Source organism: Flavobacterium sp. UM26 (genome assembly GCF_057922445.1).
The window spans coordinates 282,214-305,083 of sequence record NZ_JBVHCY010000001.1 but is presented as its reverse complement, the minus strand read 5'-3'; the positions used below and the strand labels follow the sequence as shown (position 1 = coordinate 305,083).

General features: G+C 35.6%; 16 protein-coding genes. 11 read left to right on the top strand and 5 right to left on the bottom strand.

Features of this window, described 5'->3' with window-relative positions; translation table 11 throughout:
- Positions 1–51 precede the first annotated feature (51 nt).
- The 10 genes from ACZ1AQ_RS01325 to queG all read left to right on the top strand — a co-directional run bounded on the left by ACZ1AQ_RS01325 (position 52) and on the right by queG (position 13,403).
- Positions 52–1,386: a c-type cytochrome gene (locus tag ACZ1AQ_RS01325; RefSeq protein ID WP_489631164.1), complete on the top strand. Its 1,335-nt coding sequence runs from the start codon at positions 52–54 to the stop codon at positions 1,384–1,386.
- Positions 1,387–1,420: 34 nt separating this feature from the next.
- Positions 1,421–4,471, top strand: coding sequence for a TAT-variant-translocated molybdopterin oxidoreductase (locus ACZ1AQ_RS01320; RefSeq protein WP_489631163.1), 3,051 nt, complete (start codon positions 1,421–1,423; stop codon positions 4,469–4,471).
- 35 nt (positions 4,472–4,506) lie between these two features.
- On the top strand, positions 4,507–5,910 hold the full coding sequence (gene nrfD, locus ACZ1AQ_RS01315) for an NrfD/PsrC family molybdoenzyme membrane anchor subunit (protein ID WP_489631162.1): 1,404 nt from the start codon (positions 4,507–4,509) through the stop codon (positions 5,908–5,910).
- Entirely contained in the window at positions 5,903–6,427 is a 525-nt protein-coding gene (locus ACZ1AQ_RS01310) for a DUF3341 domain-containing protein (protein WP_489631161.1), read from the top strand. The genes nrfD and ACZ1AQ_RS01310 overlap by 8 nt, the downstream gene beginning before the upstream one ends.
- Positions 6,428–6,435: 8 nt before the next feature.
- The gene (locus ACZ1AQ_RS01305) at positions 6,436–6,981 is read left to right on the top strand and encodes a c-type cytochrome (RefSeq protein ID WP_489631160.1); all 546 of its coding nucleotides are present in this window, start codon (positions 6,436–6,438) and stop codon (positions 6,979–6,981) included.
- Between the two features lie 27 nt (positions 6,982–7,008).
- Positions 7,009–8,376, top strand: a complete 1,368-nt coding sequence (locus ACZ1AQ_RS01300) for a quinol:cytochrome C oxidoreductase (RefSeq protein ID WP_489631159.1) — start codon at positions 7,009–7,011, stop codon at positions 8,374–8,376.
- 20 nt (positions 8,377–8,396) lie between these two features.
- The gene (locus ACZ1AQ_RS01295) at positions 8,397–9,554 is read left to right on the top strand and encodes a cytochrome c oxidase subunit II (protein WP_489631158.1); all 1,158 of its coding nucleotides are present in this window, start codon (positions 8,397–8,399) and stop codon (positions 9,552–9,554) included.
- Between the two features lie 28 nt (positions 9,555–9,582).
- On the top strand, positions 9,583–11,379 hold the full coding sequence (locus ACZ1AQ_RS01290; RefSeq protein WP_489631157.1) for a cytochrome c oxidase subunit I: 1,797 nt from the start codon (positions 9,583–9,585) through the stop codon (positions 11,377–11,379).
- Between the two features lie 75 nt (positions 11,380–11,454).
- On the top strand, positions 11,455–12,477 hold the full coding sequence (gene ruvB, locus ACZ1AQ_RS01285; protein WP_489631156.1) for a Holliday junction branch migration DNA helicase RuvB: 1,023 nt from the start codon (positions 11,455–11,457) through the stop codon (positions 12,475–12,477).
- Between the two features lie 2 nt (positions 12,478–12,479).
- Positions 12,480–13,403: a tRNA epoxyqueuosine(34) reductase QueG gene (gene queG, locus ACZ1AQ_RS01280; protein WP_489631155.1), complete on the top strand. Its 924-nt coding sequence runs from the start codon at positions 12,480–12,482 to the stop codon at positions 13,401–13,403.
- Here the strand turns inward: queG and ACZ1AQ_RS01275 are convergent.
- The 5 genes from ACZ1AQ_RS01275 to ACZ1AQ_RS01255 all read right to left on the bottom strand — a co-directional run bounded on the left by ACZ1AQ_RS01275 (position 13,398) and on the right by ACZ1AQ_RS01255 (position 20,391).
- The gene (locus tag ACZ1AQ_RS01275; protein ID WP_489631154.1) at positions 13,398–14,423 is read right to left on the bottom strand and encodes a LacI family DNA-binding transcriptional regulator; all 1,026 of its coding nucleotides are present in this window, start codon (positions 14,421–14,423) and stop codon (positions 13,398–13,400) included. The two genes, queG and ACZ1AQ_RS01275, sit on opposite strands and share 6 nt — an antisense overlap.
- Positions 14,424–14,577: 154 nt before the next feature.
- Complete coding sequence (locus ACZ1AQ_RS01270) at positions 14,578–15,597, bottom strand: LacI family DNA-binding transcriptional regulator (protein WP_489631153.1); 1,020 nt, start codon at positions 15,595–15,597, stop codon at positions 14,578–14,580.
- A 125-nt stretch (positions 15,598–15,722) separates the two neighbouring features.
- On the bottom strand, positions 15,723–17,411 hold the full coding sequence (locus ACZ1AQ_RS01265; RefSeq protein WP_489631152.1) for a glycoside hydrolase family 13 protein: 1,689 nt from the start codon (positions 17,409–17,411) through the stop codon (positions 15,723–15,725).
- A gap of 12 nt (positions 17,412–17,423) precedes the next feature.
- Positions 17,424–19,181: a glycoside hydrolase family 13 protein gene (locus ACZ1AQ_RS01260; protein ID WP_489631151.1), complete on the bottom strand. Its 1,758-nt coding sequence runs from the start codon at positions 19,179–19,181 to the stop codon at positions 17,424–17,426.
- Positions 19,182–19,482: 301 nt separating this feature from the next.
- Positions 19,483–20,391 (bottom strand): carbohydrate kinase family protein, encoded by a 909-nt coding sequence (locus ACZ1AQ_RS01255; protein ID WP_489631150.1) that lies wholly within the window; start codon positions 20,389–20,391, stop codon positions 19,483–19,485.
- Between the two features lie 208 nt (positions 20,392–20,599).
- Between ACZ1AQ_RS01255 and ACZ1AQ_RS01250 the strand changes: the two genes are divergently transcribed.
- Positions 20,600–22,606, top strand: a complete 2,007-nt coding sequence (locus ACZ1AQ_RS01250; protein WP_489631149.1) for a kojibiose hydrolase — start codon at positions 20,600–20,602, stop codon at positions 22,604–22,606.
- Positions 22,607–22,870 lie beyond the last annotated feature (264 nt).

The following is a 22,870-nucleotide window of genomic DNA, read 5'->3' as shown; positions in this document are numbered from 1 at the left end:
GTTTATATTTCATAAAATCACGACAATATTGTAGATAATTACTATAACTATATGAAAAAGATGGGTAACCATAGTTCGATTACAAGGAAATTATGTTTGAGTATAGCATTAATGCTGACTGTGTCCTTGAGTTTATTTGCGCAAAATCCTGCTCCTGTAGATGCTACAGCTGCACCTGCGGCACCTGCTGCTGCATCTGGAGGTGATGCTGTAAAAGGGAAAGAGCTTTTTAATGCCAATTGTGCGGCTTGTCATAAATTAGATGCTAAAGCAACTGGACCGGCGTTAAGAGGTGTTGCTTCTAAGTATGAAATGGCGTGGATTTACAAGTGGGTTAAGAATAGCTCTGATTTAATTAAATCAGGAGATGCTGCTGCTGTAAAGGTGTTTGAAGAAAATAATAAAGCGGTAATGACTGCTTTTCCTCAATTATCTAATGAGGATATTGATAATATAATAGCGTATACTTCAGAACCAAAAGTTGAAGCGCCTGCTGCTGTTGCTGGTGCAGCTCCGGCTTCTGGTGAGCAAAATCAAGAAGGAGGAATTAGTAATAATGTTATACTTGGTGCTTTAGCTCTAGTTATGGCAATGTTAGTTGTTCTTTTGTTATTGGTTAATAACGTATTGAGAAAAGTTGCAAAAGCAAATGGTATTGAAGTGGAACCAAAAACACCTTCTTTGCCTATTTGGAAAGCTTTTGTGAAAAATCAATTTTTAGTATTGGTTTCTGCTATCTTTTTGTTATTGTGCAGTGCATATTTTGTATATGGTTACTTAATGCAAGTAGGTGTTGATCAGGAATATGCTCCAATTCAACCAATTCATTATTCACACAAAATTCATGCTGGAGATAATGAAATTAACTGTAAGTATTGCCACTCTGCAGCACGTGTTAGTAAAAATGCAGGTATTCCTTCTTTGAATGTTTGTATGAATTGTCATAAGAATATTTCTGAAGTAGCTGAGACTACTGCGACTCCTGAGTATAGCAAAGCTTTTTATGATGAGCAAATTAACAAACTATATGCAGCTGTAGGTTGGGATAAAACGACGCAATCTTACACTGGTAAAACACAACCAGTTAAATGGGTTAGAATTCATAATTTACCAGACTTTGTTTATTTTAATCACTCACAACACGTTACAGTTGCAGGTATTGAATGTCAAACATGCCACGGTCCTGTTGAGACTTATGAGATTCAAAAACAATTTGCTCCATTGACTATGGGTTGGTGTGTTGATTGTCATAGAAAAACCGATGTTAAGACTGAAGGTAACGAATATTATACCAAAATTCACGAACAACTTTCTAAGAAGTATGGTGTTGAGAAGTTGACAGCTGCTCAAATGGGAGGTTTGGAGTGTGGTAAATGCCACTATTAAAAGAAATTATTAAGATTTAATATTTATATATAATATGTCATCAAACAAAAAATACTGGAAAAGTGTTGAAGAGCTAGACGGAAATAGTTCTATTGTTGAGGCGCTTAAGAATAACGAATTTGTTGAAGAAATTCCTACTGATGAATTTTTGGGTAATAGTGATAAATTATCTTCTTCTACTTCACGTCGTGACTTTTTAAAGTACGTTGGTTTTAGTACAGCAGCTGCAACTTTGGCTGCCTGTGAAGGACCAGTTAACAAATCAATACCGTATGTGTTGCAACCTGAGGAAATCATTCCAGGTGTAGCAGATTATTATGCTACAACTGTTTTTGATGGTTTTGATTTTGCCAATCTGTTGGTAAAAACTCGTGAAGGGCGACCTATTAAAATCGATAATAATACAATCGCAGGAGCTAAATTTTCTGCAAATGCAAGAGTTCACGCTTCAATTTTATCATTGTATGATAATATGCGTTTGAAAGAACCAAAAATTGCTGGCAAATCTGTATCATGGTCTGAGGTTGATTCTAAATTAAAATCAAGTATAGCTGAGGCTAAAGCAAAAGGTAGTCAAGTTGTTATACTTACAAACACTTTGGCTAGTCCGTCAACAGAAAAATTGATTGCCGATTTTACAGCTAAAAATCCAAATGCTAAGCATGTTGTTTATGATGCTGTTTCATCTTCTGAAGCCTTAGATGCTTTTCAGGCTGTTTATGGTAGAAGAGCATTAGTAGATTATGATTTTTCCAAATCATCTTTGATAGTTTCTGTTGGAGCTGATTTCTTAGGTGACTGGCAAGGTGGCGGATTTGATGCTGGATATGCGCAAGGAAGAATTCCTAAAGCTGGAAAAATGTCTCGTCATTTTCAATTTGAAGCTAATATGACTTTGTCTGGTGCTGCAGCTGACAAGCGTGTGCCAATGACTGTTGCTAATCAAAAACAAGCTTTAATTCACATATATAATATTGTTACTGGAAACAATGTTTCAGTAAAATTAGAAGATAAACTCAAATCTGAAGTTACAAAAGCAGCGCAACAATTAAAATCTGCTGGTTCCAAAGGTGTTTTGGTGTCTGGTATTCAGGATGTGAATGCTCAATTGTTAGTTTTAGCTATTAATCAAGCTTTAGCAAGTGAAGCGTTTGTTACTTCTGGAGCGCGTTTAATTAGAAAAGGTTCCAACGCAGCTGTTTCTCAATTATTAAAAGACATGAATGCTGGTGCTGTTCATACCCTAATTATGAGCGGTGTTAATCCTGCGTATACTTTAGCTGATAGTAAATTATTTGTTGATGGTTTGAAAAAAGTTACAACATCTGTTGCTTTAACTATCAAAGAAGATGAAACAGCTTTATTAGCAACTGTTGCAGCTCCAGTTCCACATTATTTAGAGTCTTGGGGTGATGTAACTTTGACTGAAGGTACTTATAGCATAACGCAACCGACTATCCGTCCATTGTTTAATACAAAACAGTTTCAAGAAGTTTTACTATCATTAAATGGTATACCTGGTACTTATTATGATTATTTAAAATCTGTCTCAACAAGTATAATAGCAGGTTCTTCTTGGAATAAAGTATTACATGATGGTGTTTATGTAGGTGCTATTTCAACTGTTTCAGCTGGTACAGCAAATTATGTTGGCGCAGCTAATGCTTTAGCTAGTTCATCTAGTTCAAAAGGTTTTGAGTTGTTATTGTATACAAAAACCGGTATGGGTGATGGTCAACAAGCTAATAACCCTTGGTTGCAAGAGTTTCCAGATCCAATTACAAGGGTTTCTTGGGATAACTACGTAACTGTATCAAAAGCAGATGCTGATAAATATGGTTTGTCAAATGAAATTGTTGCTAACGGAGGCCTTAATGGATCTTATGTAACTATAAAAGGTAATGGTGTTACATTAGAGAATGTACCTGTTATTGTTCAGCCAGGTCAAGCTGTAGGTACTGTAGGGTTGGCTTTAGGTTACGGACGTAAAGCTGCTTTAAAAGAAGAAATGCAAGTAGGTATTAATGCTTACTCATTATATAAAGATTTTAACGATTTACAAATTGTTGCTATTGAGAAGGCTTCTGGTGAGCATGAATTTGCTTGTGTTCAAGGTCAGAAAACATTGATGGGTCGTGGAGACATTATCAAAGAAACAACTTTAGAAATTTTCAATACTAAGGAGGCTGAATTGTGGAATGAAAAGCCGAAAGTATCTTTAGATCATAAAGAGGTAGAAGCTACTTCTGTTGGATTATGGGATTCTTTTGATCGTTCTATAGGTCATCATTTTAATCTTTCGATTGATTTAAATGCTTGTACAGGATGTGGCGCATGTGTTATTGCTTGTCATGCTGAAAATAATGTTCCAGTTGTTGGTAAAGATGAAGTAAGAAGAAGTAGAGATATGCACTGGTTGCGTATTGATAGATACTATTCTTCTGAAAGTACTTTTGCTGGTGATGTTGAAAGAAAAGAAAATATAGCTGGTTTATCAAGTTCTTTGTCTACTTTCAATGAAATGGAGAATGCTAGCGAAAACCCACAAGTTTCCTTCCAGCCAGTAATGTGTCAACACTGTAATCACGCACCATGTGAGACAGTTTGTCCAGTTGCTGCCACTTCTCACGGTCGCCAAGGTCAAAACCAAATGGCTTATAACCGTTGCGTTGGTACTCGTTATTGTGCAAATAACTGTCCATATAAAGTTCGTCGTTTTAACTGGTTCTTATACAACAAAAACAGTGAATTCGATTATCATATGAATGATGATTTGGGTAGAATGGTATTGAATCCAGATGTTAACGTTCGTTCTCGTGGAGTTATGGAGAAATGTTCTATGTGTATTCAAATGACACAAGCAACTATTCTTAAAGCAAAAAGAGAAGGTAGAGAAATCAAAGATGGCGAATTCCAAACTGCTTGTTCAAATGCTTGTTCTTCAGGAGCAATGATATTTGGTGATGTGAACGATTCGAATGCTGCAGTAACTAAATTGGCTGCTGACGAAAGATCTTACCATTTGTTAGAGCATGTTGGAACTAAACCAAATGTGGTTTACCAAGTTAAAGTTAGAAATATCTAGTAAAAAAAATTAATTAAGAATCAATATAAAGGATTATGTCGTCTCACTACGAAGCAACCATTAGAAAACCCTTAGTTATAGGTGATAAGTCTTATCATGATGTAACTGTAGATGTAGCTGCGCCTGTAGAAGGTAAAGCCAATAAGCATTGGTGGATTGTATTTACAATCGCATTAACCGCTTTCCTTTGGGGATTGGGTTGTATTATTTACACAGTATCTACCGGTATCGGAACCTGGGGATTAAACAAAACAGTTGGATGGGCTTGGGATATCACTAACTTCGTTTGGTGGGTAGGTATCGGTCACGCTGGAACATTAATCTCAGCCGTACTTTTATTATTCCGTCAAAGATGGAGAATGGCTATTAACCGTTCAGCTGAAGCTATGACAATTTTTTCAGTTATTCAAGCTGGTTTATTTCCAATCATCCACATGGGACGACCATGGTTAGCTTATTGGGTACTTCCAGTTCCAAATCAGTTCGGATCATTATGGGTAAACTTTAACTCACCGTTGCTTTGGGACGTTTTTGCGATTTCTACGTATCTATCGGTTTCATTAGTTTTCTGGTGGACTGGACTTTTACCTGATTTCGCGATGCTACGTGATAGAGCGATTACTCCTTTTAATAAAAGAATCTATTCTATTTTAAGTTTTGGATGGAGTGGTAGAGCTAAAGATTGGCAACGTTTCGAAGAGGTTTCTCTTGTTCTTGCTGGTCTAGCAACACCTTTGGTACTTTCTGTACATACCATTGTATCTATGGACTTTGCTACTTCAGTAATTCCAGGATGGCATACTACCATCTTCCCACCATACTTCGTTGCCGGTGCGGTTTTTTCTGGATTTGCAATGGTAAACACATTGTTAATCATCATGAGAAAAGTTTCTAATTTAGAATCTTACATTACTATTCAGCATATTGAATTAATGAATATTGTAATCATGATTACAGGTTCTATCGTTGGTGTTGCATACATTACTGAGTTGTTTATCGCTTGGTATTCAGGTGTTGAGTATGAACAATATGCATTCTTAAATAGAGCTACAGGGCCTTACTGGTGGGCATATTGGGCAATGATGACTTGTAATGTTTTCTCTCCTCAGTTTATGTGGTTTAAAAAATTACGTACAAGTATAATGTTCTCATTTGTCATTTCTATTGTAGTAAATATAGGAATGTGGTTTGAGCGTTTTGTAATCATTGTGACTTCTTTGCACAGAGATTATTTACCATCTTCTTGGACCATGTTTTCACCGACCTTTGTTGACATAGGTATTTTTATCGGAACTATTGGATTCTTCTTTGTATTGTTTTTGTTATATTCTAGAACTTTCCCTGTTATCGCTCAGGCTGAAGTAAAAACAATATTAAAAGGAAGTGGAGATAACTACAAAAGAGAAAGAGAAGCAAATAAAGACGTACACCATGAGTAATAAAGTAATTTACGCTATATACAACGACGATGATGTATTAATGGATGCTGTTAAAAAAACACGTGCAGCGCATTATCATATAGAAGATGTTTTTACACCTTTTCCGGTTCACGGATTAGATAAAGCAATGGGACTCGCACCAACAAGATTAGCTATTTGTGCTTTTATCTATGGTTTGTGTGGTATTTCATTCGCTACTTGGATGATGAACTATATCATGATTCAAGATTGGCCTCAAGACATTGGAGGTAAACCAAGTTTCAGTTATATTGAAAACATGCCTTCATTTGTTCCAATTATGTTTGAAGAGACAGTTTTCTTTGCTGCTCACTTGATGGTTATTACTTTCTATATGAGAAGTAGATTATGGCCTTTTAAACAAGCCGAAAATCCTGATGTTAGAACAACTGACGATCATTTTTTAATGGAAGTAGCTGTAAATGATAATGAAGAAGAATTAATTTCTTTCTTCAAAGGTACAGGAGCAGTTGAAGTAAATGTAATAGATAAGAATTAATTGTAGCTATGAGAAGTATATATAAATTAACACTTTTGGCTGGTATTACTATGTTAGTTTCATCGTGTCATGATAAATTGACACCAAACTATCAGTATTTTCCAAACATGTATGAATCGGTTGGTTACGAAACATATTCCGAATCTAAAGCATTTAAAGACGGAAAAGAAGGACAATTACCCGCAAAAGGGACTATCAAAAGAGGTTTTGATGTGTATGAATATGAAAATTCTACAGCTGGTTATGAATTAGCAAAAGCTAATTTAAAGTCTCCTTTAGATTCATTAGAAAGAAATTCTGAGAAAGGAAAAGAACTTTTTGAAATTTATTGTATCAGTTGTCATGGTGCTACTGGAAATGGTAAAGGAAAATTAGTTGAAAGAGAAAAGTTTCTTGGAGTACCTAGTTATGCTGACCGTCAAATTACAGAGGGAAGTGTATTTCATGTAATTACTTATGGATTGAATTCTATGGGTTCACATGCAAACCAATTGAGTGCCCATGAGCGTTGGTTAGTTGTAGACTATGTTCTTAAACTAAAAAGCGAATTATAATTGTTGAACAAACTGATCGTAATAGATATGTATACATTTTCAAGTAGATTAAAAACTTTTTCTCTTATTCTAATGGCTGTAGGCTTGTTAGGTATAGGTTATTGTTTTTATAGTGCACCAAAAGATATTCAAGAAGTAGAAGCTCTTCTTGCTGCTGATTCACACGGAACTCATGGAGAAGCATCTCATGCTACTGCAGTTGTTGCTCATGATGAGCATGCTGCGACAACTTCACATTCTGATAAAGCTGAAAAAGCAGCTCATAGTGTTAAGGAAGACGCTGAGCACAAAGAACATTTAGAGCATGTTTTGCATCAATTAAGTAATAAGCCATGGGCTGCTGTATATGTAGCTTGTATATTTTTTATGCTTTTATCACTAGGGACTCTTGCATTTTATGCTATTCAACAAGTCGCACAAGCAGGTTGGTCTCCAGTACTTTTTAGAGTTATGCAAGGAATTACAGCCTATTTACCTTTTGGTTCAGTAATATTCTTTGTTTTATTAGTATTGTGTGGTTTACATTTTAACCATTTATTTGTTTGGTTAGATCCTGAAGTAGTAGCTCATGATAAACTGATACAAACTAAATCTGGATATTTAAATTTCCCTTTTTGGATTGTTAGAGCTGGCATCTTTTTGTTAGGTTGGAATGCTTATAGATATTTTTCTAGAAAAAACTGTTTGGCACAAGATGAATCGGATGATAATTCATTCTACAAAAAGAACTTTAAAATATCTGCTGGTTTCTTGGTTTTCTTCATAGTTACTGAGTCTATTATGTCTTGGGATTGGATTATGTCAATTGACCCACATTGGTTTAGTACTTTATTTGCATGGTATGTTTTTGCTAGTTTCTTTGTAAGTGGTATCACTACAATTTGTATGGTTACTTTATATTTGAAATCTAAGGGCTACTTAGAGCATGTAAATACTAGTCACATACATGACCTAGCAAAATTTATGTTTGGTATCAGTGTTTTTTGGACTTACTTATGGTTCTCTCAATTTATGTTGATTTGGTATGCCAATATTCCAGAAGAGGTTACGTATTTTGTGACTAGAATTCAAGAATTTAATTTACCATTCTTTGGTGCTGTAGCTATGAACTTTTTATTTCCAGTTTTGATTTTGATCAATACTGATTTTAAACGAATCACATGGGTGTTGGTTATGGCAGGTACAGTAATACTTTTAGGGCACTATATTGATTTCTTCAATATGATCATGCCGGGTACTGTAGGCGATCAATGGTTTATTGGAATTCCAGAAATTGCATCGGTTCTATTCTTCTTAGGGTTGTTTATATATGTTGTATTTACTGCACTTACAAAAGCACCGTTGTTGCCAAAGAGAAATCCTTTTATTGAGGAAAGTAAGCACTTCCATTATTAATATTTTAAACAGAAAAACAGATGACAAGTTTGTTGGTAATTATAGTTTTAGTTTTATTAGCTGTTGCACTTTGGCAATTGACTAAGATATTTGATCTTACACAAGTAGGTTCAAAATCTGATGATTCTCAAATCGCTACGGATAATGATAATAACATACAAGGATATTTGATGTTTGGCTTTTTAGCATTCATCTATATTTTTACAATATATTCATTGTTGAAATGGGGTGATTTACCATTACATACACCTGCTTCAGAGCATGGTGGTACCGTTGATAATTTAATGAATATTACTTGGATATTGATTTTCACTGTTCAAGCTATCACTCAGGTTTTACTTCATTATTTTGCTTTTAAATATAGAGGTAATAAGGACAAAAAAGCTCTTTACTTTGCTGATAATAATAAATTAGAAGCCGTTTGGAGTGTTATACCTGCTGTTGTATTAGCTGGTTTGATATTATATGGTTTGTATGCATGGACAAACATTATGTTTATTGATGATGAAGAGGATACAGTTGTTATTGAATTGTACGCTCAGCAATTTAAATGGACTGCTAGATATGCTGGTGCTGATCAAGTTTTAGGTAAAGCTAATGTACGTTTAATTGATGGTGTGAATGCAGTAGGAGTTGATTTAGCAGACAAAAATGCACAAGATGACTTTTTAACTACAGAAATTCACATCCCTAAAGGGAAAAAAGTTCACTTCAAAATGCGTTCTCAGGACGTATTGCACTCTGCTTACATGCCACATTTTAGAGCACAAATGAACTGTGTTCCAGGTATGGTAACTGAATTTGCTTTTACACCTATTTATACTACAGCTGAGTATAGAGAGTTGCCTTTTATGATTGAAAAAGTGGCCAGAATTAATGATTTGCGTGCTAAGAAAAGTACTGAATTAGTTGCTAAGGGCGGTACAGCGCTTGATCCTTACACTTTTGATTATCTTTTGTTGTGTAATAAAATCTGTGGAGCTTCACATTATAACATGCAAATGAAAGTTGTTGTTGATACTCCTGAAGATTATAAAAAATGGTTAAGTGATAAAGTGGCTTTAGTTAAAGAATACAAAGCTTCTAAAGAAACACCTGCCTCTACTGATGGTGCTGCTAAGTCAGATAGTTTAAGTGCACCAAAAGAAGCTGCTGCTGTTAAGGTAGCGATGAAATAATTATTTAAGAATATTTAAAAGTATATATATGTCAGCAGAAGCTCACGATCACACACACGATCACGAACACGAACACCACCATAAGGATACATTCATTACTAAATATATTTTTAGTATTGATCACAAAATGATTGCTAAACAATACTTAATCACAGGTATTGTTATGGGAATTATTGGTGTTGGAATGTCATTGCTTTTTAGAATGCAATTGGCTTGGCCAGAGGAGTCTTTTAAAATATTTAATATTTTACTAGGTGACAAATTTGCTCCAGAAGGAGTTATGGCGAATGATATTTATTTAGCTTTGGTAACAATCCATGGTACCATAATGGTATTCTTTGTACTTACAGCAGGTTTAAGTGGAACTTTTAGTAATTTATTGATTCCACTTCAAATTGGAGCAAGGGATATGGCTTCTGGTTTCATGAACATGATATCATATTGGTTGTTCTTCTTGTCAAGTGTAGTAATGATTTGTTCACTTTTTGTTGAAGCAGGACCTGCATCATCAGGTTGGACGATTTATCCTCCTTTGAGTGCTTTACCACAAGCTATTCCAGGTTCTGGTACAGGGATGACTCTTTGGTTAGTATCTATGGCTATTTTCATTGCCTCTTCATTAATGGGGTCTTTGAATTATGTTGTAACTGTTATTAATTTGAGAACAAAAGGGATGTCAATGACCAGAATGCCTCTTACTATATGGGCTTTCTTTGTTACGGCTATTATTGGTATCATTTCATTCCCAGTATTGTTATCAGCTGCTTTATTATTGATTTTCGATAGAAGTTTTGGAACTTCTTTCTTCTTGTCTGATATTTATATCGCTGGAGAGGTTTTGCATTATCAAGGAGGTTCACCAGTTCTTTTTGAACATTTATTTTGGTTTTTAGGTCACCCAGAAGTTTACATTGTATTGTTACCAGCTTTAGGTATTACTTCAGAAATTATTGCTACTAACTCTCGTAAACCAATTTTTGGATACAGAGCGATGATTATGTCTATTTTGGCTATCGCTTTCTTATCTACTATTGTTTGGGGTCACCATATGTTTATTTCTGGTATGAATCCTTTCTTAGGGTCTGTGTTTACATTCACAACTTTATTGATTGCTATTCCATCAGCAGTAAAAGCATTTAATTATATCACTACTTTGTGGAAAGGTAATTTGCAGTTGAATCCTGCAATGCTTTTTTCAATTGGTTTAGTTTCTACCTTTATTACAGGAGGTTTAACCGGAATTATTCTTGGGGATAGTACACTTGATATTAACGTTCACGATACGTATTTTGTGGTTGCTCACTTCCACTTGGTAATGGGTATTTCTGCTTTGTATGGTATGTTTGCTGGTGTTTACCACTGGTTTCCAAGAATGTTTGGTAGAATGTTGAATAAGAATCTAGGTTACGTTCATTTTTGGGTAACTGCTGTATGTGCTTATGGTGTATTTTTTCCAATGCACTTTATTGGATTAGCAGGTTTGCCAAGACGTTATTACACTAACACTAACTTCCCTCTTTTTGATGATTTACAAAATGTAAATGTTTTAATTACTACATTTGCTTTAGTGGGTGGTGCGTTCCAATTAGTATTCTTGTACAATTTCTTTGTTAGTATTTTTTATGGCAAAAAAGCTGAACAAAATCCTTGGAAATCTAACACACTTGAATGGACTGCTCCTGTTGAGCATATTCACGGTAACTGGCCTGGTGAGATACCGGAGGTTCATAGATGGCCTTATGATTACAGTAAGCCAGGGCACGATGAAGATTTTGTTCCTCAGAATGTTCCTATGAAAGTTGGTGAAGAAGTTTTACATCACTAATATTAAGTATATAGTTTAAAAGCCTTTCCTTGTGAAAGGCTTTTTTATTGTAAACCCTTTTTTTATCTTTATCCAATGAATCAAAATTTAGACCCAACCAATACTAATTATAATTCGGAAGAGCTAGACATTGAAAAAAGATTAAGACCTCTTTGTTTTGATGATTTTGCTGGACAAGATCAGGTTTTAGAAAATCTTAAAGTCTTTGTTGCTGCTGCCAATCAGCGTCATGAAGCTTTAGATCATACCCTTTTTCACGGTCCACCTGGTTTAGGAAAAACTACATTGGCTAATATTCTCGCTAATGAATTGCAGGTTGGAATTAAGATAACATCAGGGCCTGTACTTGATAAGCCCGGAGATTTAGCTGGTTTGCTAACCAATTTAGAAGAAAGGGATGTTTTGTTTATTGATGAAATCCATCGATTAAGTCCGATAGTTGAAGAATATCTCTATTCTGCAATGGAGGATTTTAAAATCGATATTATGATTGAATCAGGGCCTAATGCAAGAACGGTTCAAATTAATTTAAATCCTTTCACTTTAATTGGTGCAACTACTAGGTCTGGTTTATTAACAGCTCCTATGCGCGCTCGTTTTGGTATTTCTTCACGTTTACAATATTATTCTACAGAATTGCTGACAACTATTGTTGAGAGAAGTGCCTCTATTTTTAAGATGCCAATTACTATGGAAGCTGCTATTGAAATAGCTGGGAGGAGTAGAGGAACTCCGCGTATCGCTAATGCTCTTTTGCGTAGGGTGCGTGATTTTGCGCAAATTAAAGGTAATGGTACTATTGATATTGAAATAGCTCGTTTTGCGCTTAAAGCTCTTAATGTTGATGCCCACGGTTTGGATGAAATGGACAATAAGATTCTTACCACCATTATTGATAAGTTTAAAGGAGGTCCAGTTGGTTTAACTACATTAGCCACTGCAGTTTCTGAAAGTAGTGAAACTATTGAAGAGGTATATGAGCCTTTCTTAATTCAAGAAGGGTTTATTATGAGAACGCCACGTGGAAGAGAGGTAACTGAAAAAGCATATCAGCATCTGGGTAAAGTTAGAATAAATGTTCAAGGCGGATTGTTTTAGTTGTGATTAATAACAAAGAAAAATATACTCAATTTATTAAAGCCGAATCTAAAAGACTCGGCTTTTTGTCTTGTGGTATTTCTAGAGCTGGTTTTTTAGTGGATGAAGCCCCAAGATTGGAGAAGTGGTTGACTAATCAGATGAATGGTCAAATGAGTTATATGGAGAACCATTTTGACAAAAGACTTGATCCTACTTTGTTAGTTGATGGAGCTAAGAGTGTAATATCTTTGTTGTTGAATTATTATCCTTCTCAAGAACAAAATCCAGATTCTTATAAACTCTCAAAATATGCCTTCGGTCAAGACTATCATTTTGTAATTAAAGACAAATTAAAAGAGTTATTGTTTTCTATTCAAACTGAAATTGGTGAAGTTTCGGGACGAGCTTTTGTTGATTCAGCTCCAGTTCTAGATAAAGCATGGGCTGCAAAAAGTGGTTTAGGTTGGATAGGGAAAAACAGTAATTTAATCACACAAAGGGTTGGCTCTTTTTATTTTATTGCAGAGTTGATTGTTGACCTTGATTTAGAATATGATATGGCTACAACAGATCATTGCGGTACTTGTACTGCTTGTCTGGATGCTTGTCCAACACAGGCTATTGTAGCACCTTACGTTGTGGATGGTAGTAAGTGTATTTCTTATTTTACGATTGAGTTAAAAGATAAAATACCTTCTGAGTTTAAAGGAAAATTTGACGATTGGATTTTTGGATGTGATGTTTGCCAAGATGTGTGTCCTTGGAATCGCTTTTCAAAATCCCACAATGAGCCTTTATTTAATCCAAATCCAGAAATGCTTCAATGGTCAAAAAAAGACTGGGAAGAAATCACATCTGAAACTTTTAATGCAGTATTTAAAAATTCTCCTATGAAGCGAACCAAATGGAATGGGCTTATGAGAAATATTGATAATGCTTTATGATTTTTTACTAGAATCTCTTTCAATCACACTAGTTTCCAAAATAACAGTTCTTGGGGTGAAATCCTGATTTTCTTTGTGTGCATACATTTCTTCCAATAATAAGTGGAAAGCAGCTACCCCCATTTCATGACTGGGTTGATCAATAGTACTTAGTTTTGGAGTCAAAACCTGAGACATGAACCAATTGCTAAAACCAATTACAGCTACTTGTTGTGGTACTTTTACTTGGTGATCATTAAAGTAGGATAATACCCCTACTGCCACCAAATCTGTTACTGCGAAGACACCATCTACATCAGGATGTTCTTCGATTATTTGTTTTGCAAAGTCTAATCCTTCCTGGAAAGTTACATTTTCACAAGTGTAAACTAAAGTAGGGTCATATGGAATTTGATTCTTATCTAGTGTTTTTTTATAACCTATGTAACGATCTATCGCGTTTTGAGGGTTTAAAGGACCACGTATGTGGGCTATTTTTTTGCATCCTTTATCGATTAGATGTTGGGTAGCGCTCATAGCTGCTTTTTGATCATCTATTAATACTTTGGAGCAATTGGCCAATTTTGATATTTTGTCAAACATCACAAAAGGAATTTTTCTATTAATAATTTCCTTAATGTGTTCGTCAAAATTGGATTCATTCGATAGCGACATTATTATACCGTCTACACGCTTGTTAATCAAGAGTTCAACTTGTTTTCTTTCTAGTTCAATTGACTCGTTCGATTGAAGAATAATTACCAGATACCCATTTTTTTCAGCTTCATCGATAATTGCATTAATTACATTCGAGAAAAAATGATGCATTACTTCTGGAATTATCAATCCGATAGTTTTGGATTCTTTAGTTCTAAGATTTACGGCAAAACTATTAGGGGTATAATGCAAATCTTTAGCCAAATCAAGCACTGCCTTTTTAGTTTTTTCACTAACATCAGGATAGTTTTTTAAGGCCTTAGAGACAGTAGTTATTGAGATACCTAAGGTATTTGCAATTTCTTTAAGAGTAATTTCTTTCATGTAACGTTTAGTGCTTGGCTTTTAAGAATTTTGTGTATGTTGTTATATATGAAGTAATTAATTCGTTTGAACTCCTATACTAATGTAAAGTATTTTTTGTAATTTTTTATGGATTAATTTGACAATTTTTAATTAAAAAACTTAGTTGTTTGGTTTATGCAGAACCTCTTTCCAAAAGTGAAGTCTGTAATTCGATAGTTTGAAAAGTTATGGGCTGTTTTTCTTTTTTTAATTGAATTTCTTCAAATAAAATTTCAGCTGCTCTTCTACCAATTTCAAAACCGGGTTGATCTACGGTAGAGAGTTTGGGTGTGGTTATTTCGCTCACAAAAGAATTACAAAATCCAAATACCGCAATTTGTTTAGGAACCGAGATGGCTAAATCTTGCAAGGCTTTGAGCACACCTACAGCTACCAAATCGGTTACGGTGAAAATGGCATCCAAATCGGGGTGTTCATTACAAGCTGTTTTTGTTGCTGTATAGCCGTCTTCAAAATCAGAAAAATTATCACATACATACACCAAGGATGCATCGTAAGGAATTCCGTTGTCTTCCAACGCTTTTTTATATCCCAAAAAACGATCAATTGCGTTTTGAGGCATATACGATCCTCGAAAATGAGCAATTTTTTTTCTCCCTTTTTTGATTAAATAATCTACCGCCTCATAAGCCGCTTTGCGATCATTAATGCTCACTTTGGAGCAATTGACTAGTTTGGCAATTTTATCGAACAGTACTAATGAAGTATTGTGTGCCAATACCTTTTTGATGTGGTCGAAATCACCGGTTTCATTTGATAATGAGATGATGATTCCATCGACTCTTTTGCTTAGCAATAAATCAATTTGTTTTTTTTCTAGTTCTAATTTTTCGTTTGAACGCAACACAATTACTAAATAGTCTCTTTTTTCAGCTTCTTCCAATACGCCTTTGAACACTTTAGAGAAAAAATGAAAATCAACGGTAGGGATGATAACTCCAATGGTTTTTGATTCACTAGTTCTTAAGTTGACAGCAAAACTATTTGGGGTATAATTTAGCTCTTGGGCCAAATCAATTACAGCTTTCTTGGTTTTTTCACTAATGTCGGTATAGTTTTTTAGGGCTTTTGATACCGTAGTAGTGGAAATGCCGAGCTGTGCCGCTATTTGTTTAAGTGTTGCATTATTCATTTGAAAAATTGAATGGTTTGTCTAGAAGAATCAATGCTTTTAAACAAACATACAATTTATTAGTAGAAGATGATTTCTAAAATGTGATTTGTTTTGGTTTTTTTACGGGAAAAATGTTAAAAAAATTATTTAATTGCTATGATTGCTGCTTCATAGGGTAGTAATTTGTTGCTTTCAATGCTTTTTTGATTGTAATTTGAAAGCAATATTTTTGCTCCTATAGCAGAAATTGGAATTGAAAAAAGGGCTTCCTGTGATGTAAAGTTCAGCAAGACTACTATTTTCCGACCATTTAATTCTCTTAAATAGGCATAAACTTTCTCATTTTCTTCGTCTAATAAAGTATAACTACCATAAATGAGTGTGGGCTCTTTTTTTCGTAATTGTACCAACGTTCTAAAATAATTTAAGGTTGAGTCAGTATCATTTTCTTGACTTTCGGCATTGATTGTTGTATGGTTAGGATGTACTTTTAGCCAAGGCTTCCTTTCAGTAAAACCTGCATTGGGTGATGCATTCCACTGAAATGGCGTTCTTGAATTTTCTCTAGAAGCTTGTTTTTGCTCTTCTAAAAAACCTTCTAAATCGCCATTCTGACTTTTGATAAACTCATATTTGTTGATGGTATCAATATCATTATAATCGGATATGGAATCGAATCGAATATTGACCATTCCGAGTTCATCGCCTTGAAAATAATAGGCTGTACCTCGCATAGTCAACACAAATGTAGTTAGCATTTTGGAACAAATCGCTCTGAATTCACTACTGTCATTACCAAATTTACTCACCATTCTGGGTTGGTCGTGATTTGCCAAAAAGATGGAGAGCCAGCCTTTGGTTTTGAAGGCATCATCCCAGCGAGTATATAGTTTTTTGTAATTCACTATGCCGTATTGCATAACGTGACTGCCAATTTCTACGCCTTCCAAATGATAGGCCATGCTTAGTTCTTTTCGGTCAGGGTCTACAAAAAGTAGCGCTTCTTCTGGAGAGCCTCCAGCTCCTTCAGATACGGTCATCACATCATAATGTTGCAAGACTTCTCGATGCATTTCTTGAATGTAATCGTGCAAATGTGGACCTCTTCCGTAATACTTCATAATTTCGGGAATGTTACCTAAAATAGCATTTGGAAGTTCTGGAAATGAAGGGTCTTTTGAAATGAATTGAAATGCATCCATCCTAAATCCATCGATGCCTTTGTCGAGCCAAAAACGCATAATGGCATACAATTCCTCTCGTACTTTTGGATTGTTCCAATTTAAATCGGGTTGTTTTACAGAGAAGTAATGCAGATAATACGCATCGGTTGTTGCGTCATATTTCCAAGCATTGCTTTCAACGTCAAACCAACTCCATCGGTAAGGAGGCGTTCCTTTTTCGGCGGGCCACCAATAATAATAATCGCGATACGGATTGTTTCTTGATTTTCTGCTCTCTTGAAACCAAAGGTGTTCATCGCTACTATGATTGAATACCAAGTCCAAAATAAGTTTAATTCCTCTTTCTTTTAGTCCTTTTAGGAGGATGTCAAAATCTTCCATAGTTCCGAAATCGGCTAGAATTGAGCGATAGTCACTCACATCATAGCCATTGTCATCATTTGGTGATTCGAAAATTGGGTTGAGCCAAATGGCGTCAATTCCTAGACTTTTTAGATAATCTAATTTTGAAATTATACCTTGTAAATCTCCAATACCATCCCCATTACTGTCCTTAAAACTTCTGGGATAAATTTGATAAATCACGGCTTCTTTCCACCATTTTGTGTCTAATGTTGGCGAAATTATTGTGCTGTTATCGAGACTCATAGAATGTGCTTTTTAATTTACTTTTAAAATTACGGATTCATAAGGACGTAATTCTTTTTGAAAAGGAGTGGGGTAATTCCCTATCCATTGTGTTGTTTTTTGGGCTAATAAAGGTGCGCTAATCGTGGTTGTTTTTGATGTAAAATTCAACAAAACAATGATTTTTTTGCCATTTAATTCTCTTGTATAAGCAAAAACATCAGGATTAGCTGGGTCAATTATTTCTAACTTGCCATACACAAAAATAGGATTCTCTTTTCTGATTTTGGCTAGTTTTTTGGCATAATTCAATATAGAGTTTTTGTCTTTGGTGTTGGCTTCAACATTGACTGTGGTGTAATTTTTATTGATAGTTAGCCAAGGATTTCCAGTGGTAAAACCTGCATTTTTTGTTGCATTCCATTGCATAGGAGTGCGGCTGTTATCCCGACTTAACTCTTGTTGATTGAGTAAATATTCAGCCGCTTTGGCATCGCTAATTTTGATTAATTGATTATAAACATTGCGGGTTTGAAGGTCATTATATTCAGCTGCTGTTTTGAATCGGATATTGGTCATTCCGATTTCATCTCCGTTGTAAATATAGGGAGTTGCTCTTTGTGTTAGTAAAAAAGTATAGAGCATTTTGGCGCTTTTTTCTCGAAATTCGGGACTGTCATTTCCGTAGCGGCTCACGGCTCGGCTTTGGTCGTGATTGGTGAAATATACGGTATTCCATCCTTTGGATTCCATTTTTTTATCCCATTTGTTTACGATTTCTTTCATACCTAAAATATTGTTGCGTCCTACTTGGTAAGCGCCCACGTCATAGGCATCTCTTCCCCAAATATTGGCTATCTCGTCGTGATAAAGGGTATTGATTTCTTTTCGGTCTTCATCTACAAAATCCATTACTTTTTGGAACGGAATGACACCACCTTCTCCAACAGTATAGACATCTTTGTATTTACTCAAAATCACTTCGTTCATCTCGCGCAAATAGTTATGGAGCTTTGCGTCGGCGCCGTAGTATCGCACAAATTGTTCGTTGGTAAAATCAGCAGGCATAACTGGCCAATTGGTGTCTTTGGCGATGAACGGAAAAGCATCTAAGCGAAAACCACTCACGCCTTTGTCTAGCCAGAATTTCATAATATCATACATTTCTTGGCGAAGTTGTGGGTTTTCCCAATTCAAATCGGGTTGTTTTCGGCTGAAGTAATGTAGATAATAACTGTTGGTGTTGGGTTCGTAGCGCCAAGCATCTGAGTTTTCGTCAAAAATGCTGTAGCGTTTTGGAGGTGTTCCCTTCTCGGCGGGCCACCAGTGATAATAGTTTCGGTATTTGTTGTCTCTTGATTTTTTGGCTTCGATAAACCATTTATGCTCGTCGCTACTATGATTGACCACGAGGTCCATAATGAGTTTGATATTTCGCTTTTTCATTCCAGCCAGCATTTCGTCAAAATCGGCCATAGTGCCCATTTCTTTCATAATGGCTTTGTAGTCGCTAATGTCATAGCCATTGTCATCGTTGGGAGAAGCGCAAATAGGATTGAGCCAAATGGCATCAATTCCAAGGCTTTGTAGATAGTCTAGTCTTTGTGTAATTCCTTTTAAATCGCCTACACCATCGCCGTTGCTGTCTTGAAAACTACGTGGGTAGAGTTGATAGATAATGGCTTCTTTCCACCATTTTTTGTCGATAGGGTTTTCTTTTTTTTGGGCATTGGTTGTGTTTGTATAGCCTATTAGTAGAAGCACTAAGAGTAGTGAAGTACTGGTTTTCATAAGTGTAAAAATAATTTGTTAGCGGTCAAATATGGTGTCGCCTTATACTTATCGGTGTTTGTTTGCAACAAACTTTTTGTTAATGGCGATTTCATAAGTGTAATTTATATTTTGAGAGTTAAACTTAACAGGGACTGTATTTTTAGAAGTTGTTTGCAAGAAGGCAAGTTGTGGCTCTTTAGCCCCGACAGTAGCGGCATCCTTTGCCTTTTTTCTTTAAAAGGCAAAGATATAGCGGATGGCGGGACGATGCTGGCAAAGAATGTCTTTGTTTGCTACTTCTACTGCTCATTCTATTGCATTAACTTGTTGTGGGATGCATAAATTCATCGATTTCTTTTCGGGTTATCTTGGGGTTGGCTCCTTCTTGTGAAGCGACAAGGGCTCCTAATGCACAGGCAAAATTTAGTGCTGCTTGAGGATTGTTCTCGGTGATTAAAACGCTGAGTAAGCTAGCCAAAAAGGAGTCTCCAGCTCCTACTGTATCGGCTACTGTGGCTTGGTATCCGCTGTTGTAATACAATTGATTATTGGTAAATAAAACGGCTCCGTGGCTGCCTTTGGTCACACAAATATTGTTGGTGTTGGTTTTTTCGGCAATGAAGTGAATGTTTTGTTCTAGCGAATGGTAGGGAGAGTTCAAGAAATTGGCTATTTCGTATAGTTCGTCATCATTGAATTTGATGCAATCGGCTTCGAGCATTAATTCTAGAAGTAACTCTTTGTTGTAGAAAGGCGCTCGGAGATTGACGTCAAACACCTTGAATTTTGATAAAGCTATATAATTAAGAAGGCTTTGATGAGCAATTGCGTCACGACAAGCCAAACTGCCAAAAACAAGCACATCTGCTCCAATTACTGCGGTTTCTCCTTCTTGCGTATACTTGATTTTGTCCCAAGCAGCGGGATAATTGATGGTGTAGGTAGCTGAACCTTTTTCGTTTAGGTGCACTAAAACTTCGCCTGTTGGGTGAGCGCCGTTGATTTGGATGGTTTTGGTTGAAATGCCTGTTGGCATAAGGTAGTCAATTACTTCTTGTCCATTTGAATCTGCTCCAATGCAACTAATGATTTGCGTATTGATACCTAATGAAGCTAATCTAAGAGCAACATTTAAGGGTGCTCCTCCAATTTTTTTGTGCGTTGGAAAGATATCGAATAAGATTTCTCCAAAGCAAACTATGGATTTGGTGTTGGGTTGATGAATCATAAGCTTTCATTTGAAGGTTACCACACTGCAAATAGCATCGAGTTTATAAAAATAGGATTCATTTTTTAAATTATGTTAGAGTAAAAAATCGAAAACGATTTCGATTTTTTCGAAAACGATTTCGATTCTGAATTCGGTGACTTAGTGGTAAAATATGTTTTTTTGAATGCAAATACTTTAAATTTGAAATTATTTTAACATTAAAAATATGAAATCAATAATCATTACAGTCGCTGCTATTTTTCTTTTTGGTCCTTTTTCTTATGCTCAGACCCAATCCGACGAATGGAATTTGGTAGCGAATTCGCGAGACAATTATTATGGTGTAGCTATGGCCAATGGTCAAATTGGAATTGTAACTGATGCGACGCCACTTAGAACCAAAGAAATTATTCTCAATGGGGTTTATGACGGAAGCCCTGAAAATGGCATCAGTAGAATTGTTCGAGGAATAGAGTTTTTGAACCTGAGATTAGTAATCAATGGGGAAGAAGTTTCGGCTTCGAATATTGATAATTGGGAACAAGTAGTTGCTATGAAAGAAGGAACAAGTACGACTTCGTTCCGATTTAAAGATTTGGCTGCTATTGAGTATACCATTCTAGCAAATAGGGCCTTGCCTTTTTCTGCGATGGCGATTGTAAAAGTTACACCTTTAAAAGACATCGAAATGACAGCGGCCAATTATATGGCAGTTCCTGAAGAATTAAAGCAAGCCAAAAGACAATTTCGAGTCTTGAAAGACAATCAATATCTAATGCCTGTTTTTGGGACTACTGCGCAAACCTTGACAGGTAAGTATAAAGTGGCAGCATCGACCACTTTTTTGTTTGATGGTACCAGTGAAACTTTGGAACCAAAAGGCGATGAAGTCGGTTTTACTAAAAAACTGAGCAAGGGAAAAGCCTATCGATTTGCAATAGCTGGAGGGATTTGTACTTCAAAAGATGTTACAGACCCTTTGAATGAATCCGAAAGACAACCTATTTATGCTTTGCAAGAGGGGATTGATAAATTATTGTTCAAACACAAAAAAGCTTGGGCCGATTTGTGGAAATCGGGAGATATTCAAATAGAAGGAGATTTAGATGCGCAACAACGTGTACGTTTTGCATTGTATAATTTGTATTCCTTTATTCGTCCAGATTCAAGACAAAGCATAGCGCCAATGGGTTTATCCTCTCAAGGGTATAACGGCCATATATTTTGGGATACGGAACTTTGGATGTTTCCTACTTTATTAGTCTTACAACCAGAGATGGCAAAATCGTGTTTGGATTATCGTTCTGATCGTTTGGCAAAAGCCAAGCAAAAAGCGACTATTTATGGTTATCAAGGGGCAATGTTTCCCTGGGAGTCTGATGATACAGGAGAAGAAGCTACGCCGACTTGGGCGTTAACTGGAATTTTCGAGCAGCATATTACGGCAGATGTGTCTATTGCTTTTTGGAATTATTTTGCAATGACCCAAAACCAATCTTGGTTACGAAATGAATGGGAAGTTTTGAAGCAAACTGCCAATTTTTGGGTCAGTAGAGCAGTAGAAAATGCGGACGGAAGCTATTCCGTTCATAATGTAGTTGGCGCAGATGAATACGCTCAGCATGTTGATGATAATGCATTTACCAATGCTTCGGCTATAGAAAGTTTGAAAAACACGATTAAAGCGGCAAAGATTTTAAACGAAAAAGTGAATGAAGAATGGATTAAGGTTTCAGAGAAATTAGTGATTCATAAAGAAAATGGAATCACACAAAATTACAAAGGATACAAAGGGCAAATGATAAAACAAGCAGATGTGAACTTGTTGGCTTATCCGTTGCACATCATAACGGAAAAAGAGCAAATCAAAAAGGATTTAGAATATTATGCTGATAAAATTGACAAGAAAGATGGTCCAGCAATGGCTTCTGGAGTTTTATCAGTTTTGTATGCCCGATTGGGAGATAAAGATAAAGCCTATGAATATTTTGTGAAATCGTATCTGCCCAATAGTCGTCCGCCTTTTGGAGTGTTTTCGGAATCCGCCAATAGCAATAATCCTTATTTCGCTACAGGAGCTGGGGCAATGCTTCAAGCGGTAATTTATGGTTTTGGTGGGGTTGAACAAACCGATAAAGGATTGCAATTTAATAAAGGGATTTTACCCAAAAAATGGAAATCTTTGAAAATTATTGGCGTTGGGACCGATGAAAAAACAATTACCGTAAATTAATCTATTTGTGTTGCGATTGATGCTTTATAGTTTTTTAATCAATTGATTTTCTGATATTAAATTTTTGTTGTTAGGATTTTATTATAAAAAACACATTTTTATTGAATAATTATCACTAAAAATCTATGAATGGAATGTTTGACTGAGTAATCTATAAGTTGTTTTGTTTAAAAAAAGCCGAAAAAAAGCATTATATGTTTTTTTTGTCGGTTTTTTTTATGGTTTGTTTAAAATAAATATTAAAATTTTGAAGTATCTATTTTA

Coding starts and splice junctions, on each gene's coding strand:
- ACZ1AQ_RS01325 (WP_489631164.1), top strand. CDS start 52: ATGAAAAAGATGGGTAACCATAGTTCGATTACAAGGAAATTATGTTTG.
- ACZ1AQ_RS01320 (WP_489631163.1), top strand. CDS start 1,421: ATGTCATCAAACAAAAAATACTGGAAAAGTGTTGAAGAGCTAGACGGA.
- nrfD (WP_489631162.1), top strand. CDS start 4,507: ATGTCGTCTCACTACGAAGCAACCATTAGAAAACCCTTAGTTATAGGT.
- ACZ1AQ_RS01310 (WP_489631161.1), top strand. CDS start 5,903: ATGAGTAATAAAGTAATTTACGCTATATACAACGACGATGATGTATTA.
- ACZ1AQ_RS01305 (WP_489631160.1), top strand. CDS start 6,436: ATGAGAAGTATATATAAATTAACACTTTTGGCTGGTATTACTATGTTA.
- ACZ1AQ_RS01300 (WP_489631159.1), top strand. CDS start 7,009: ATGTATACATTTTCAAGTAGATTAAAAACTTTTTCTCTTATTCTAATG.
- ACZ1AQ_RS01295 (WP_489631158.1), top strand. CDS start 8,397: ATGACAAGTTTGTTGGTAATTATAGTTTTAGTTTTATTAGCTGTTGCA.
- ACZ1AQ_RS01290 (WP_489631157.1), top strand. CDS start 9,583: ATGTCAGCAGAAGCTCACGATCACACACACGATCACGAACACGAACAC.
- ruvB (WP_489631156.1), top strand. CDS start 11,455: ATGAATCAAAATTTAGACCCAACCAATACTAATTATAATTCGGAAGAG.
- ACZ1AQ_RS01275 (WP_489631154.1), bottom strand. CDS start 14,423: ATGAAAGAAATTACTCTTAAAGAAATTGCAAATACCTTAGGTATCTCA.
- ACZ1AQ_RS01270 (WP_489631153.1), bottom strand. CDS start 15,597: ATGAATAATGCAACACTTAAACAAATAGCGGCACAGCTCGGCATTTCC.
- ACZ1AQ_RS01265 (WP_489631152.1), bottom strand. CDS start 17,411: ATGAGTCTCGATAACAGCACAATAATTTCGCCAACATTAGACACAAAA.
- ACZ1AQ_RS01260 (WP_489631151.1), bottom strand. CDS start 19,181: ATGAAAACCAGTACTTCACTACTCTTAGTGCTTCTACTAATAGGCTAT.
- ACZ1AQ_RS01255 (WP_489631150.1), bottom strand. CDS start 20,391: ATGATTCATCAACCCAACACCAAATCCATAGTTTGCTTTGGAGAAATC.
- ACZ1AQ_RS01250 (WP_489631149.1), top strand. CDS start 20,600: ATGAAATCAATAATCATTACAGTCGCTGCTATTTTTCTTTTTGGTCCT.